Source organism: Streptomyces lavendulae subsp. lavendulae, from assembly GCF_002803845.1.
GTDB lineage: Bacteria > Actinomycetota > Actinomycetes > Streptomycetales > Streptomycetaceae > Streptomyces > Streptomyces lavendulae.
On record NZ_CP024985.1, the window covers coordinates 5,869,431 to 5,884,087 of the forward strand.

The 14,657-nt window shown below is 73.6% G+C and carries 14 protein-coding genes; 7 read left to right on the forward strand and 7 right to left on the reverse strand.

Annotated features, from left to right (window positions below; translation table 11 throughout):
* The first annotated feature begins 30 nt into the window (after window positions 1-30).
* A complete protein-coding gene (locus SLAV_RS26110) occupies window positions 31-1,686 on the forward strand; it encodes a PepSY-associated TM helix domain-containing protein (protein WP_078950122.1) in 1,656 nt (551 codons plus the stop codon).
* Between the two features lie 117 nt (window positions 1,687-1,803).
* On the opposite strand, the gene SLAV_RS26115 is transcribed toward SLAV_RS26110, so the two are convergent.
* The 3 genes from SLAV_RS26115 to glnII form a co-directional block, all read right to left on the reverse strand.
* Window positions 1,804-2,406, reverse strand: a complete 603-nt coding sequence (locus SLAV_RS26115) for a winged helix-turn-helix domain-containing protein (protein WP_030226378.1) — start codon at window positions 2,404-2,406, stop codon at window positions 1,804-1,806.
* A 357-nt stretch (window positions 2,407-2,763) separates the two neighbouring features.
* Window positions 2,764-3,690 (reverse strand): DUF6891 domain-containing protein, encoded by a 927-nt coding sequence (locus tag SLAV_RS26120; protein ID WP_030226377.1) that lies wholly within the window; start codon window positions 3,688-3,690, stop codon window positions 2,764-2,766.
* A gap of 117 nt (window positions 3,691-3,807) precedes the next feature.
* Complete coding sequence (gene glnII / locus SLAV_RS26125) at window positions 3,808-4,827, reverse strand: glutamine synthetase (protein WP_030226375.1); 1,020 nt, start codon at window positions 4,825-4,827, stop codon at window positions 3,808-3,810.
* Window positions 4,828-5,026: 199 nt separating this feature from the next.
* On the opposite strand from glnII, the gene SLAV_RS26130 reads away from it, so the two are divergent.
* Together SLAV_RS26130 and SLAV_RS26135 are read left to right on the forward strand one after the other, a co-directional pair.
* Window positions 5,027-5,953: a Gfo/Idh/MocA family protein gene (locus tag SLAV_RS26130; protein WP_030226374.1), complete on the forward strand. Its 927-nt coding sequence runs from the start codon at window positions 5,027-5,029 to the stop codon at window positions 5,951-5,953.
* 46 nt (window positions 5,954-5,999) lie between these two features.
* A complete protein-coding gene (locus tag SLAV_RS26135) occupies window positions 6,000-6,734 on the forward strand; it encodes a YwqG family protein (RefSeq protein ID WP_030226371.1) in 735 nt (244 codons plus the stop codon).
* Between the two features lie 13 nt (window positions 6,735-6,747).
* Here SLAV_RS26135 and SLAV_RS26140 read toward each other — a convergent pair whose 3' ends face one another.
* Window positions 6,748-7,320, reverse strand: a complete 573-nt coding sequence (locus SLAV_RS26140) for a hypothetical protein (RefSeq protein ID WP_234333409.1) — start codon at window positions 7,318-7,320, stop codon at window positions 6,748-6,750.
* 1,170 nt (window positions 7,321-8,490) lie between these two features.
* Entirely contained in the window at window positions 8,491-8,862 is a 372-nt protein-coding gene (locus SLAV_RS26150) for an ArsC/Spx/MgsR family protein (protein WP_030233038.1), read from the reverse strand.
* Window positions 8,863-8,980: 118 nt separating this feature from the next.
* Here SLAV_RS26150 and SLAV_RS26155 point away from each other — a divergent pair, with 118 nt between their 5' ends.
* A complete protein-coding gene (locus SLAV_RS26155; protein WP_030233041.1) occupies window positions 8,981-9,235 on the forward strand; it encodes a hypothetical protein in 255 nt (84 codons plus the stop codon).
* Between the two features lie 91 nt (window positions 9,236-9,326).
* Here SLAV_RS26155 and SLAV_RS26160 read toward each other — a convergent pair whose 3' ends face one another.
* Window positions 9,327-10,217 carry a hypothetical protein gene (locus tag SLAV_RS26160; RefSeq protein WP_030233044.1) on the reverse strand — a complete coding sequence of 297 codons (891 nt, stop codon included), beginning with the start codon at window positions 10,215-10,217 and terminating at the stop codon, window positions 9,327-9,329.
* Between the two features lie 76 nt (window positions 10,218-10,293).
* Window positions 10,294-11,400 (reverse strand): PP2C family protein-serine/threonine phosphatase, encoded by a 1,107-nt coding sequence (locus tag SLAV_RS26165; protein WP_037687714.1) that lies wholly within the window; start codon window positions 11,398-11,400, stop codon window positions 10,294-10,296.
* 76 nt (window positions 11,401-11,476) lie between these two features.
* Here SLAV_RS26165 and SLAV_RS26170 point away from each other — a divergent pair, with 76 nt between their 5' ends.
* From SLAV_RS26170 to SLAV_RS26180, 3 genes are all read left to right on the forward strand, one after another.
* Window positions 11,477-12,166: a VIT1/CCC1 transporter family protein gene (locus SLAV_RS26170; RefSeq protein ID WP_030233049.1), complete on the forward strand. Its 690-nt coding sequence runs from the start codon at window positions 11,477-11,479 to the stop codon at window positions 12,164-12,166.
* 155 nt (window positions 12,167-12,321) lie between these two features.
* Window positions 12,322-13,212 (forward strand): TIGR01777 family oxidoreductase, encoded by an 891-nt coding sequence (locus SLAV_RS26175; protein ID WP_030233052.1) that lies wholly within the window; start codon window positions 12,322-12,324, stop codon window positions 13,210-13,212.
* 154 nt (window positions 13,213-13,366) lie between these two features.
* Window positions 13,367-14,653, forward strand: coding sequence for an FAD-dependent oxidoreductase (locus SLAV_RS26180; RefSeq protein WP_037687716.1), 1,287 nt, complete (start codon window positions 13,367-13,369; stop codon window positions 14,651-14,653).
* The last annotated feature ends 4 nt before the right edge of the window (window positions 14,654-14,657 follow it).

The window sequence follows — 14,657 nt, forward strand, 5'->3', positions numbered from 1 at the left end:
CCATGTCTTCGCCAACCCCTTAGGACCGCCATGTCCCTCGACGAGCTCCAGGGCACCCCAGCCCGGGACCCCGAAGCCCCGACCGAACCCCCGGCCACCGCCAAGGCCGGTGCCGCGGCCACCGCCAAGGCTGACGCGCCGACCGAATCCCGGGCCGCCGCCAAGGCTGACGCGCCGACCGAATCCCCGGCCGACGCCACGTCCGGATCCCCGGCCGACGCCAAGACTGACGCCGCGGCCGAAGCCGAAGCCGATGCCGAAGCCGTGGCCGACGCCTCGGGCCCGGTGGTGCGCCGTGCGGGCGCCGGCGGTTGGGCCGCGCTGCGGCCGCTGCTCCTGCGCATGCACTTCTACGCGGGCCTGCTCATAGCCCCGCTGCTGTTCCTCGCCGCCACCACCGGCCTGCTGTACGCCGGTTCCTGGCAGGCCGAGAAGATCCTCTACTCCCACGAGCTGACGGTGCCCCACGTCGGCGAGGCCGCCGTACCGCTCAGCACCCAGGTCAAGGCCGCCCGCGGTGCCGTTCCCGAGGGCAAGGTGCTCGGGGTCTGGCCCGCGCCCGAGGCCGACGCGACCACCCGGGTGATCATGGAGCGCCCGGGGCTGGACGAGGGCGAGACCCTCACGGTCTTCGTCGACCCGTACACCGCCGAGGTGCGCGGACAGCTCACCACCGCCGGTGACGCGCTTCCGCTGCGCGCCTGGCTGAGCGAGTTCCACGCCAGCCTGCAGCTCGGCGAGTTCGGCCGTAACTACAGCGAGCTCGCCGCGAGCTGGCTGTGGGTGGTCGCCCTCGGCGGACTCGCGCTGTGGATCGGCCGCCGCCGCTCCCGCAGGGCCGACCTCGTCCTGCCCGACCGCAAGGCCACCGGCCGCCGCAAGACCCTGTCCTGGCACGGCACCGTCGGACTGTGGGCCGCCATCGGCCTCGTGGGCCTTTCCGCCACCGGCCTGACCTGGTCGAAGTACGCGGGCGAGAACATCGGGCAGCTCCAGGACCGGCTCGGCGGGGCCACCCCCTCCGTGGCCGCCACCCTCGCCGGGGGCGCCGCGGGCGGCTCCGACGAGCACGCCGGACACGTCATGACCGAGGGCATGGAGATGCCCCCGCCGCCGCCCACCGCCGACATCGGCATCGACCGCGCGGTGGCCGCCGCCCGGGCCGCCGGAGTCACCGAGAGCCTGCGCGTGACCCTGCCGGCCAAGGGCAAGGGATACATCGTCAAGGAGAACGACAAGACCCTGCCGGTGCACCTGGACTCGGTCGCGGTGGACCCCGCCGACGGCCGGATCATGGACGAGCTGCGCTTCGCCGACTACCCGCTGCTCGCCCAGCTGACCCGCTTCGGCATCGACCTCCACATGGGCCTCACCTTCGGGATCGCCAACCAGATCGCCCTGGCCGCGCTCGCCGTCGCGGTGATGTTCCTCGTGGTGTGGGGCTACCGGATGTGGTGGATGCGCCGGCCCACCAAGGAGCGCAGGCTCTCCGCGGGCCGCGCGCAGCCGCGCGGTGCCTGGCGGAAGCTGCCGGTGACCACGTTGCTGCCGTTCGCCTGCGTGACGGCGGCCGTCGGCTGGTTCGTCCCGCTGCTCGGGATCAGCCTGGTGGCGTTCCTCGCCGTGGACGTGGTCCTCGGGTTCGTGGCGGCGCGCCGCCGCCCGGCCGCGGCCCCGCAGGGCTGACCGCCCCGCAGGGCTGACCGCCCCGCCGGGCTGACGGCCCGGCAACGCCCGGTGGGCCCGTACTCCCCCTCGCGAGTACGGGCCCACCGTCGTGTCGGGCCGTGGCCGCCGCGCCGGTCAGGGCGCGTACTTGTAGCCCACCCGGCGCACGGTCTGGATCGCGCCGCGGTGGGCGGCGCCCAGCTTGCGGCGCAGCCGGGCGATGTGGACGTCGACCGTCCGGCCGTCGCCGACGTGGCCGTAGCCCCAGACGGTGGTCACCAGCTGGTCCCGGCTGTGCACCCGGTGCGGGTGCGCGACCAGGTGGGCCAGCAGCTCGAACTCCAGGTACGTCAGGTCCAGCACCTCGCCGTCCACCTCGGCGGTGCGCTGCGCCGGGTCGATGCGCACGAGCGCGTCACCGGCGGGCGCCGAGGACGCGGACCCGGGGGATCCGGCCGGAGCGGCCGGGGCGGGAACGGACTGCGGGGCGAAGGCGATCGGGTGCTGGTCGGCCGGTACGAGGACCAGGTAGCCGACCATCGGGGGCTGGCCCGGCAGCGCCGGCAGGGTGTGCTGGGGCGCGGGCAGCCAGGTGGCGCCCGGCGGGAGCAGGTCCACGACCCGGGCCACCTCGTCCCGGTCCACCGAGCGCAGCCGGTGGCGCGGACTGGGAGGGAAGGCCGGGGGGACGGAGGTCGCAGCGGAAGCGGCAGAAGAGAGGGAGCGGGTGTTCGCCATGAGTGGTCAGCTCTTTCACGCGGAGTAGTCGGCAGGAGACGTACGCAAGTCGTCGTCGTTGTCGTACCGCGCAGACCGAAGGCCTCGGGGAAGGTCTGCTGGAAGGTCCCGGGAGGCTTTAGAGGGCCGGCGCGTTCTTCGCGCGGCAACACACCCGGTCGAAATCGTGATCCTGACGGGACGGCCAGAACGGCTCCAGGTCGCTGCGACCTGTTGTCGAGGAGTGCGGGTGGCTGGCCATGGACGTCATTCAAGCAGATGTACGGGGCCCAGGGCAGGCCCCGTCTCACCTCGTGGAGCGGAATCTCATATTCAGCAATCAAGGTTTCGTCAGGACGTCATATTCCCGACATACCGTCAGCCCGTCAGTCGCTTCCGCCAGTCCAGTCCGGTCACCCGTATCGCATCGTGGGCGGATCCGTCCCACGCCCACGTCAGCCCCACCGCGTCCAGGGCGGCGGTCACCTCGTGCCCCACGGCGGCGGTCCGCGCCTCGTCGGCCGCGTCGTCACCCGTCGCGAAGCCGCCGTAGAGGAGGTACAGGTCCCCGCCGTCGGCCGCGCCCTGCGTGCACTGGGTGTGGAAGAAGACGAACCCGCGTGCGTCCGGCCGGCCCTCGCCCCGGATCTCCGCCAGCCCGCAGCCGCGACAGCAGGTGAAGTCCTCCCGCGCGGTGATCCCGGCGTCGTCCAGCGCGGCGAAGGCCCGGGCGATGCGCTCCGGGTCCGTCTCGCCCGCCCAGTCGGCCTGTTCGGCGACCCGCTCCCGCCAGAGCCGGACCACCAGCTGTCCGGCCTGCTCCCGGGAGACCGGCCGGACGTCACCGTCGACCAAGTGCTCCTCGGCCCGCTCGGTGAGGGCGGCCCGGTCGGCGTAGCCCGCGCGCAACCAGCTCCGTACGGCCTCCTCCAGCTCCCGCTCCACCTCGGGCGGCAGTGGCGGCGCCGGCTCGTCGGCGGGGAAGTCGAGCCGCTCCCAGGCCGGACCGTGGTCCCAGCCGTCCTCCCGGCGGGCCCAGCGGGCCATCAGCTCCACGACCTCGTCCGCCGACGCGACGTACGCCTGGAAGTGCAGCTCGGGGGCGCCCGAGCGGTGCTCCACCTGGTAGTCGTCCCCGCCGTCGTACCAGACCTGGAAGTAGACGTCCGGATCGCTCGGGATCCGTTCGAGGACGAGGAACCGGTCCCCGGCCCCGCCGAGGCGCCCCACCAGCTCGGACAGCAGACGCAGGGCGGGGCGCTCGTGGGAAGGGCCGGGCTCGGTCTGGACTCTGATCGCCAACATGGGGGACACCGTGCCAGACGGCACCGACATCGACATCGACATCGGTGCCGGTGCCGGTGGCGGTGCCGGTGGCGGTGCCGGTGGCGGCGGGAGCGTGGTCGGGGGGAGCGGCCGGTCCTAGACCAGGCCGTCCTTCTCCAGGCCGGTGCAGCAGGTGTCCGTGATCAGGCGGGTCACCACGTACGGGTCCACGTTGGCGTTCGGGCGGCGGTCCTCGATGTAGCCCTTGCCGTCCTTCTCCACCTGCCACGGGATGCGCACCGATGCGCCGCGGTCGGAGACGCCGTAGCTGAACTCGTTCCACGGGGCCGTCTCGTGCAGACCCGTCAGGCGCTCGTCGATGCCCGCGCCGTAGTTCTTGACGTGGTCCAGCGGCTTGCTGCCCTCGCCCAGCGCCTCGCACGCGGAGATGATCGCGCGGTAGTCCTCGCGCATCGCCTTCGTCGAGAAGTTGGTGTGGGCGCCCGCCCCGTTCCAGTCGCCCTTGACCGGCTTCGGGTTGAGCGTCGCCGACACGTTGAAGTCCTCGGCGGTGCGGTACAGCAGCCAGCGCGCGATCCACAGCTGGTCGGAGACCTCCAGCGGGCCGACCGGGCCGACCTGGAACTCCCACTGGCCGGGCATGACCTCGGCGTTGATGCCGGAGATGCTCAGGCCCGCGGCCAGGCAGTGGTCCAGGTGCTTCTCGACGATGTCCCGGCCGAAGATCTCGTCCGAGCCGACGCCGCAGTAGTAGCCGCCCTGTGCCGCCGGGAAGCCGTTGACGGGGAAGCCGAGCGGGCGGGCCCCGTCGAAGAAGGTGTACTCCTGCTCGATGCCGAAGACCGGCGCCTGCGCGGCGAACTTCTCGGCGACGGGGCGCAGCAGCGCCCGCATGTTCGACTCGTGCGGGGTCATGTCGATGTTCAGCACCTCGCACAGGACGAGGACGTGGGCACCGCCGCGGATCGGGTCCGGGCAGGAGAACACCGGCTGGAGCACGCGGTCGGAGGCGTGGCCCTCGGCCTGGTTGGTGCTCGACCCGTCGAAGCCCCAGATCGGCAGGGCCTCGCCGTCCGCCAGGATCCTGGTCTTGGAGCGAAGCTTCGCCGTCGGCTCGGTGCCGTCGATCCAGATGTACTCAGCCTTGTAGCTCACGGGCCCCATCCTGACTCTGAGGTGCTGCGGATCGCCATGGTGTTGACGGCAGCGTCCCCCGTGGCGATTTCTCATCCGTTGCCCGTGTGTGAACCCCGTGTTACCGGGGTTTACCCCCCAGGTGGGGAGGGTTGTGCGGGTCGGCAGCCGTACGTCCGTCCGAGTCCGGCAGACTGAGCGGGTGAGCATTTCATACGATGTGAACCCTGCCGGTGAGCGGCCCGAGGACGTTTCCGGCCGACCCCGCCCCCGGGTCGGCCTGCTGGGCACCGGCCCCTGGGCCCACCGCACCCACGCCCCCGCCCTCGCCGCCCACGCGGACTCCGAGTTCGCCGGGGTGTGGGGCCGCCGCCCCGAGGCGGCGGCCGAGCTGGCGCGGGAGTACGGCGTGAAGGTGTACGAAGACCCCGACGCGCTGTTCGCGGACTGTGACGTCGTGGCCTTCGCCCTGCCCCCGGACGTCCAGGCCCCGCTCGCCGTCCGCGCGGCCGCCGCCGGCTGCCACCTGCTGCTCGACAAGCCCGTCGCCACCACCGTCGAGGAAGCCCGCGCCGTGGCCGCGGCCGCCACCCGGCACGGCGTCGCCTCCGTCGTCTTCCTCACCCTCCGCTTCGCCGAACCCACCGCCGGATGGGTCACCGAACAGGCGGGCCGGACCGGCTGGTTCACCGCCTCCGCGCACTGGCTCGGCGCGGTCTTCCCGCCCGACGGCGCGCCCAGCGCCTACGCCGACTCGCCCTGGCGCAAGGCCAAGGGCGGCCTGTGGGACGTCGGCCCGCACGCGCTGTCCGTACTGATCCCGGTCCTGGGCGAGGTCACCTCCGTCACCGCCGCCCGGGGCCCCTCCGACCTGGTCCAGCTGTCCCTGCGGCACGCCTCGGGCGCCGCCAGCACCGCCGTCCTCAGCCTGGGCGCGCCGCGCGCCGCCGCCGGGGTGGGGCTGGAACTGCGCGGGGCCGAGGGCGTCTTCGCCCTGCCCGACTGGAGCGACGTACCCGGCGCCTACGGCCGTGCCCTCGACGCCCTCCTCACCGCGGCCCGCACCGGCACCCCGGACCCCCGCGACGCGCGGTTCGGCGCCCGCCTGACGGAGATCCTGGCGGAGGCGGAGGACCAGCTGCGCTGAGCCGCCCGTGCCGGGGCTGTCGGCGGGGTGCCGTAGCGTCGCAAGCGTGACCTCCGAGCCGACGGGCCGCGCCGCGGGCCCCTACGACGCCGCCTTCCTGCCGCGACTGCGCATGACCTTCCGGGCCACGCGCGAGCCGGTCACGGAACCGGTGTCGAAGTTCGGCGGCCAGCCGGTCTGGCTGGCCGCACCGGCCTGGCCGGTGCACCCGCGTTCGGGCGAGCCCCTCGTGTTCATCGGCCAGTTCCGGGTGCCGGGGGAGGAGGTGCGCCTCGCGTACCTGTTCCTGCACGAGGAGGGCGTGGTCATGGGCGGCGACACCCCGGAGGACGGCGAGGCCGTCGTCCTGGTCCAGCCGGGCGGGCGAAGACCGGCCTTCGCGTCGATCGGCTCCCCCGGCACGCAGGGGCGGACCCTGTGGCGGTGGGGCCCGGACTACACGGAGGTTCCCGTCGAATGGCTGACGGAGCTGAGTCCCCTGCCGCCGGAACTCGACGAGGCGGCGAACCGGGCGGCCGCCTTCTCCCGGTACCTGCGGGGCGACGGCCCGGACGTCGAATACCCCGAGGAGGACTGGCCCCGGGACTTCCTCGGGGGCGAGGCCGTCTACCCCAACAACCACGCCTCCGGCATCGACTCCTCCTGGCGGTTCCTCTGCCAGTTCGAGGACCGGGGCGAGGGGGAGGAGGACCCGTTCTTCCTCAACTTCGGCTACGGAAGCGGCTTCCTCTTCCTCAGCCCCGACCATCTCGAAGGCCGCTTCCTGTGGGACTGCGGCTGACGCCGCCCGGCCGCTACTTGATCAGGGCGTTGGCCACGATGATGGCCAGGCCGATCGTGGTGTCCCCCAGGCCCATGAGCAGGGCCGACCGGAGCCGGTAGCCGACCCGGACCGCCACGAAGGCGCCCCAGGCGAAGAGCAGCGCGGTGTTCATGCCGAGCCCGATGGCCGTGACCCCGTACGACTCCCAGTGCGCGAGCCCGGTGAACAGCAGCAGGAGCACGGTGGGGAGGGTGGCCGCGATCATGGGCCACTCGTTCCACAGGACCCGGGAGAGCACCCGCCAGCGGCGCCAGAGGGAGCCGGTCTGGTGGGTGCTCATGTGGTGCGAGTACCCGTGCGCGAGCGCACCGGTGGCGGCGGTGACCAGCACCCAGCTGGCGTCGTAGAAGGGGGTGACCTCCCCGCCCTTCTGGTCCAGCGCGGCCAGCAGCGCACTGGCGAGCACCGTCCCGTACACCCCGCCGAACATCCAGTCGGCCCCCCGCCGGGGCGGCGGCACCGGAAGCCCGCCGGCGCCGTGCGGCGCGACGGGCGACGCGGCGCCGGAGGGCGCGGCGGCGGACGGCTGCTGCTGCTCGTTCACGGGTGATCCCTTGGTTTCGCGGTTCAGCGTTCGGTGCTGTTTGTTCCTTTTGGGTACTAATGCCAGCCTACGGGGGATGGGGGCTGGGCGGGGTCGGGGGGCGGCGGCGCACCCTTGGCCCGGATCAGGGAAGGGCTGGGGGCGTCCCGCCAGTCCACTGTCCTTCCGTGTCGGGCCGGTCCCTCAAGGGCGCTCCTTCGTCGCGTCGCTTCGCGATGGCCTTCGGCCACCCTTGACCGACCGTCCCGCCCCGGAATGCCAAAGACTGTCGGGAAGCCCCCAGGGAAACGGCCGGGAGGAAACCGAGCGGATGGGGGCGCCTCAGGGATGCCCGGCCCCTCCCCGCCTGGGTGGACCCGAGATGCGGCCCCACTTCCATCAGATTCCGGGCCGGGGGCCGCCAGACCACCCCAAACGGCGACCAGATCGACCAACCGCTCCCTGCCCGCGCCCTGCGCATCGGATCGCTACGCGCTTCACTCGGCATAGCGTCTGCCGTCCGCCTGTGGCTGGACATAAGCCGCCCAGGGCGAGCAATTGGCCCGCTTGTCGGGCGGCTGACGGCCGCCTGGGGCCTTTCCTGTTCCCTGGAGGGCTCTTGTCGGACTCTGCGGACGACAAAGTCGTCCTCAGAGTCCGAGAGGCGCGACCAGAGCCCCTTCGGGGCCCATCCAGCACCCCAAAAAGGACAAACGACCCGCGCCCGCGTGAGGGACAGAGACTCCCGGCCGTGGGCGGCTTATGTCCAGCCCCAGACGGCCGCCGGACGCCATGCCGAGAGAAGCGCGTAGCGATCCGACGCGCCCTGGGGCCCGCAGGACGCCCTGGTCGTCCTGTCGGGTGGTCTGGGCCGGCCCTGGCCTCGGACCGATGCCCATTCGGGGCCGGAAATGCGGGACCGGGCGGAGACGGGTCTCGCATCACTGAGCCACCCGCCCCTCCCTCACTTCCCCCGTGACCGTTCTTTTGGGGGTTTCCCGGCAGTCTTTGGCATTCCGTGGCGGGACGGGCTGTCAAGGGTGGCCGAAGGCCATCGCGAAGCGACGCGACGAAGGAGCGCCCTTGACAGCCCGGCCCGACACGGAAGGACAGTGGACTGGCGGGAAACCCCCAAACCCTCCCTGACACGGACCGAGTCGAGTCCCGCCATCCCCGACCCCGCCCCCGCCGTCACCCCCTACGCGACAGCGCCTCCCGGACCGCCTCGTCCGTGCGGGCGATCAGGGCCGTGCCGTCCTCGGCGGTGATGATCGGGCGCTGGATGAGCTTCGGGTGGGCCGCCAGGTGGGAGATCCAGGCCTGCCGGGCCGGTTCCGTCGCCTCGCGCGGCAGGTCCCGTACGCCGGTCTCCTTCGCGAGGGGGTCGGAGGTGCGCGTGATGTCCCACGGCTCCAGCCCGAGGCGCCCCAGCACCTCGCGGATCTCGGCCTCGGACGGTACGTCCTCCAGGTAGCGGCGCACGGTGTACTCGGCGCCCTCCGCGTCCAGCAGGGTCAGTGCGCCGCGGCACTTCGAGCAGGCGGGATTGATCCAGATCTCCATGCGCACCAGCGTAGTCAGACTCCGTCTGGCCAGGGGCTTTTGTCAGTGCCCCCCAGTAAAATCGAGGGAGCAAGACAGGAAGCCGACAGGAAGCCAACTACTGTTTGGGAGGCTGTAGATGGCCGCTGCCGCGATCATTGTGATGCCCAAGAAGAAGCCGCTGCCGGCGGGCCTGCCCCGCGAGTGGTACGAGAGCCACAACCGCCGCCTGAAGGCGATGCGGCTGGCGATTTCCCTGCTCGACACGGGGACGTACGACGCCAAGCGCGCCACCAACCGCAAGATACGGACGATGGCGGTGCGGGTGGGTATCCACCGGCCGTCCAACCTCACCTGCCGGATGGTCCGGGCCTTCATCACCGCCCACAGCTGAGGGGCCGGCCGGCCGGGCCGTCGGGGCGGAGGGCCCCGGCGGCCCGGCCGGAGCCGGCCGCTCGCCTCTCGTCGTCTCTCGTCGTCTCTCGTCACTTCTCGTCGAAGGTGATGTCCTCGACGGGGCGGGTCATCTTCAGGGTCTGTCCTGCGGCGTCGATCTCGACGATGTGGTGCAGGCCGGTGAGCGGTTCCGGCTGCCCCTGGAGGTAGAACCTGTCCGCGGCCCCGCCGAGGAAGGCGCGGAAGCAGGAGAGGGCGGGGGCGGCCGGGGCGAGGTCCAGGTAGTCCTTCAGTCGGCGGAACAGCTTCGGGAGGATCACCGCCCCGTTGTCGGCGGTGAGGGAGGACATGCCGGTGACCTCGGCCCCCTCGGTCGTCAGGTCCCGGGACCACACGCCCTTCTTGGGGATGGAGTTCCTCGCGGCCTGCGCCGCGAGGGTGAGGGAGGCGCGCAGGGGCTCGGGGAAGCCGGTGTAGAAGGTCGGGTAGGCGAGGCCGAGGCTGACCAGGTGGTGGTTGGCAGTCTTCTTCAGCTGCCTCTCGTCGACCTCGATCTCGTAGCCGTTGAAGGCGGGCGGGATCCTGCGGCCGACCAGGGCCACGCACCGGCCGAAGATGTCGGCGCCGCTGGTGAGGATGAAGCCGGGCACCGTCTCGGGGGTGGTGCTGGAGATGGTTTCGTCGGGGTCGCGGACGATCTGGGTGAAGCCGAGCCAGGTCAGCAGCTCGTCGGCGGCCTGGTGCGCCAGGTCCAGGGGCTGGTGCTGCACACCCCCCGAGTCCTCGCTGCCGTAGTGGGTCTCCAGTGCGTCGATGGCCTCCAGCCGGATGGAGGCGCGGCCGTCGGCCTTGGGCAGGACCGGGTGGTTCCCCGGTACGCGCTTCCAGTCGGACACGTCGTCCGGGGTGAAGGGGATCGTGTCGCCGTCCGGCTTGGAGCCCATGGCGCGGAAGGTTCCCTTGATGAGCAACATGGACATGGCGACTCCCACGGACGTCGGGACGGGTCGCTACCGAACGTAGCGGTCGACTACGCACAGTGCATGTCCGGTGAATCTAGGGACCCGGCGGACCGCCGGGCAACCGCCTTTCGGGCGACAGCATGAGCAGGGCCACGTCGTCGCCCGGGCCGCCCCGGGTGAAGGCCTCCAGGTCCTGCCACACCGCCGGGACCAGGCCCGCGGGGTCGGCGGCCAGCACCGGCAGGCGGGTGGCCAGCGGGTAGAAGTACCCGGCCGCGTCGCGGGCCTCGGTGACCCCGTCCGTGTGCGCGAGGAGCCGGTCGCCGGGCAGCAGGGGGAGTTCGGTCACCGGCGGCAGGGTCGGCCCGGTCAGCCCCAGGCCCAGCGGAGGTCCTGGCTCCGCCTTCACCTCCGAGACCTCGAACTCCCTGAGGAGCAGCACCGGGGGATGCCCGCAGGACACGATGCGCACGAGGTCCAGTCCGGGCGGGAACTCCAGCAGCACCGCCGTGGCGAACAGCTCCGGGTGCGGGGTGGAGTCCGACGCGGCGTCCGCGGTCAGCCGCCGGTCCAGCCGGGCCGCCACCCCGGTCAGCTCCGGATCGTCCAGCACCGCCTCCCGGAAGGCGCCGAGCAGCGCGACGACCGTCCCGACCGCCGTCAGCCCGTGCCCCTGCACGTCGGCCACCACTGCCCGGACCCCGTACGGCCCCACCCGTACGTCGTACAGGTCGCCGCCGACCAGCGTGCCGCGCTGGGCCGCCCGGTAGAGCGCGGCGCAGCGCACGGTGCCGACCTGCTCGGGAACCGGTGGCAGCACCGCCATCTGGGCGGCCTCGGCGACCGTGCGGACGGTCACCAGCTGGGCGTCCCGGCGCCGGCGCACCAGGGCGATGACCACGCTGAGCAGCCCGACGGTGGCCACGGTCGCCAGGTCCGAGCTGTGGGCGTGTCCGACGCCGAGCTGGGGCACCCCGAGGAGGATCAGCACCACGGCGGCGAAGACGGCGGTGCCGACGGCCCCGTAGGAGAAGGCGGCGACGGCGGGCAGGGCGGCCAGGAAGTAGCCCAGTTCGGCGGTTCCGGGCGTCAGCCACTGGATGAAGCACAGCACCAGCAGGGCCACCACGGGCGCCCACCGGGCCCAGCGCGGTGGCGGCGTTCCGTGCAGGCTGCCCAGGTCCTCCCGTCCGCGTCTCACCCCTCCACCCTGGTACCGGCGCCGGGGGCGCGCACGCCGGGTGGCCCCGGCGGGCGCGGGCCGCGACAGTGGTCCCGTGACGGATACGCAGAGTGCCGCCATCAGCACCCGGCTGAACTGGCTGCGGGCCGGGGTGCTGGGAGCCAACGACGGGATCATCTCGACGGCCGGCCTGGTGGTGGGCGTGGCCGGCGCGACGACCTCGCGCACGGCGATCCTGACGGCGGGGGTGGCGGGCCTGCTCGCCGGGGCGCTGTCGATGGCGGCGGGGGAGTACGTGTCGGTGAGCTCGCAGCGGGACTCCGAGCGGGCGGCGCTGGAGGTGGAGCGGCGGGAGCTGGCGGAGGAGCCGGAGGCGGAGCTCGACGAACTCACCGGGCTGCTGATGGACCGGGGCCTGGACCGCGCGGTGGCCCGGGAGGCGGCGCAGCAGCTGACGGAGCGGGACGCGCTGCGGGCGCACGCGCGGGTGGAGCTCGGCATCGAGCCGGACGAGCTGGCGAACCCGTGGCACGCGGCGTTCGCGAGCCTGGTGGCCTTTACGGTGGGGGCGGTGCTGCCGCTGCTGGCGATCGTCCTGCCGGGGCCCTCCGGGCGGGTGCCGGTCACGGTGACGGCGGTGCTGGCGGCGCTCACGCTGTGCGGGGTGGTCAGTGCGCGGCTGGGCGGGGCGCCGGTGCCGCGGGCGGTCCTGCGGAACGTCCTGGGCGGTGCGCTCGCCATGGCCGTCACCTACGCGGTGGGCACCTGGCTCGGCACGACCTGATCCCCCCGGGACCCCGCCGCCTCAATCGCCGGCGGGGCCGACAAACCCTGGGGCTCCGCCCCGGACCCCGCGCCTCGAACGCCGGCGGGGCCGGGTTTGCCTGCGGCAGGTCGTGCCCCGCCCCCGCCCGGTCAGGGCACCGGCAGACTGGCGGTATGCGTATCGCTCTCACCGGATCCTCCGGACTCATCGGCAAGGCCCTCGTGCGCTCCCTGCACGCCGACGGCCACGACACCGTCCGCTTCGTGCGCCGTGCGCCCGCCGGCCCCGGTGAGGCGCGCTGGGACCCCCGCGCCGGGTACGTCGACCCCGCCGGGCTCGAAGGGGTCGACGCCGTCGTGCACCTGGCCGGGGCCGGGGTCGGGGACCACCGCTGGACGGCCGCGTACAAGAAGGAGATCCGCGACAGCCGGGTCCTCGGTACGGCCGCGATCGCCCGGGCGGTGGCCGCTCTCGACAGTCCGCCCGCCGTCCTGGTCTGCGGCTCCGCCATCGGCTACTACGGCGACACCGGCGACCGCCCCGTCGACGAGGGCGCCCCCGCCGGGACCGGCTTCCTGCCCTCCGTCTGCGTGGACTGGGAGGCCGCCGCCGCCCCCGCCCGCGCCGCCGGGATCCGGACGGTGTTCGCCCGCACCGGGCTGGTGGTCGCGGCCGGCGGCGGGGCCTGGGGCAAGCTGTTCCCCCTCTTCCGGGCCGGCGTCGGCGGCCGGCTCGGCAACGGCCGTCAGTACTGGTCGTACATCTCCCTGGACGACGAGATCGCCGCGCTGCGGCACATCGTCGACACCCCCGCCCTCTCCGGCCCCGTGAACCTCACCGCCCCCCACCCCCTGACCAACCGTGAGGTCACCGCCGCCATGGGCCGGATCCTGCACCGCCCGACGGTGTGCGCCGTGCCCGCGCCCGTGATGCGCCTCGCGCTCGGGGAGTTCGCCGGGGACGTGCTGGGCAGTCAGCGCGTGCTGCCCGCGCGGCTGTTGGAGTCGGGGTTCGCCTTCCGGCACCCGGGGATCGAGGAGTCGATCAGGGCAGCGCTGGCGTAGGCGCACCGCACGACCATGTGCGACCGTTCGTGACCCGGATGCGACCGTCATGCGACCGGAGTTGTGCGCAATACCCCGCCGGACTCGGGTTCTCCTGGAGCCCGTTGGGGGAAGGAGGACCCCACACAGCCGCGCCGACCTCGGGGAGGGGCACGTGCTCAGCAGCGCACACCACGTCGCACACCACGCCGCACACCATGCGGACGTCGTCATCGTAGGAGCCGGAGTCTCAGGACTCGCGGCCGCACACCACCTGATCGCGGCGGGGGTCACGGTCAGCGTCCTGGAGAGCGCCGACGATCCCGGCGGCCGGATGGCCACCGCCTCGGCGGACGGCTTCCGGCTCGACCGGGTCGGCCAGCTCCTCAACACCTCGTACACCGAACCGGCCCGCACCCCCGGCCTGGAGGGGCTCGTCCTGCGCCCCTTCGCCCCCGGGGTCCTGGTGCACGGCGCCGACGGCCGCCAGCAGCGGGCGGCGGCCCTGACCCCCGCCCGCGCACTGGCCAGCGGCTCCCTCGACCAGGCCCGGCTCAGCGCCGCCCTCGGCCGGCTCGCCGCCCTGCCCGTGGAACGGCTGCTCGCCCGGCCCGAGCGCACCGCGCTCGCCGCCCTCGGCTCCCGCGGCCTGCCCCCGCGCACCGTGAACGCAGTCCTGCGGCCGCTGCTCGCCGCGCTGCTGCGCGACCCGGCGCTCACCACCTCCAGCCGGGTCGCCGACCTGGCCCTGCGCACCTTCGCCCGCGGCCGGCTCGCCGTTCCGGAGGGCGGCGCGGCCGCCCTGCCCGACCTGCTGGCCGCCGCCCTGCCGCCCGGCACCGTACGCACCGGGGTCCGGGTGCGGTCGGTGGCGACCAACCTCGTCACCACCGAGGAGCACGGCGACTTCGGCTGTCGTTCCGTCCTCCTGGCCACCGGAGCACGGGCCGCCGCGGACCTGCTGCCCGGACTGCGGGTGCCCGCCTTCCACGAGGTCACCGTCATCCACCACGCGACCCCCGCCCCCCTGCCCTGGGACGGCTCGCTGCTCCTGGACGCCGACCCCAAGTGGCCGCTCGCCCACACCACCGTGATGAGCGCGGTCGACCCCTCCCGGGCCCCGGCCGGCCGGAGCCTGGTCACCACCACCGTGCACGGCCCGCCGCCACCCGCCCGGACGGTCGCCTCCCGGCTGGCCCGGCTCTACGACACCTCCACCCGGGACTGGGAGCTCCTGGCCGTTCACCACACCCCGGAGGCCGTCCCGGCCATGCCCCCGCCGTACGACCTGCGGCGCCCGGTCCGGGTGCTGGCCGGGCTCTACGTGTGCGGTGACCACCGCGACTCCAACACCGTCGACGGCGCCCTGCACTCCGCCCGGCGCGCCGCCACCGCCCTGCTCCGCGACTTCGGCATCCCGCTCCCGGTCCGCCCCGAACCGGCGGTCCCGGCGGCGGCCTGAACGG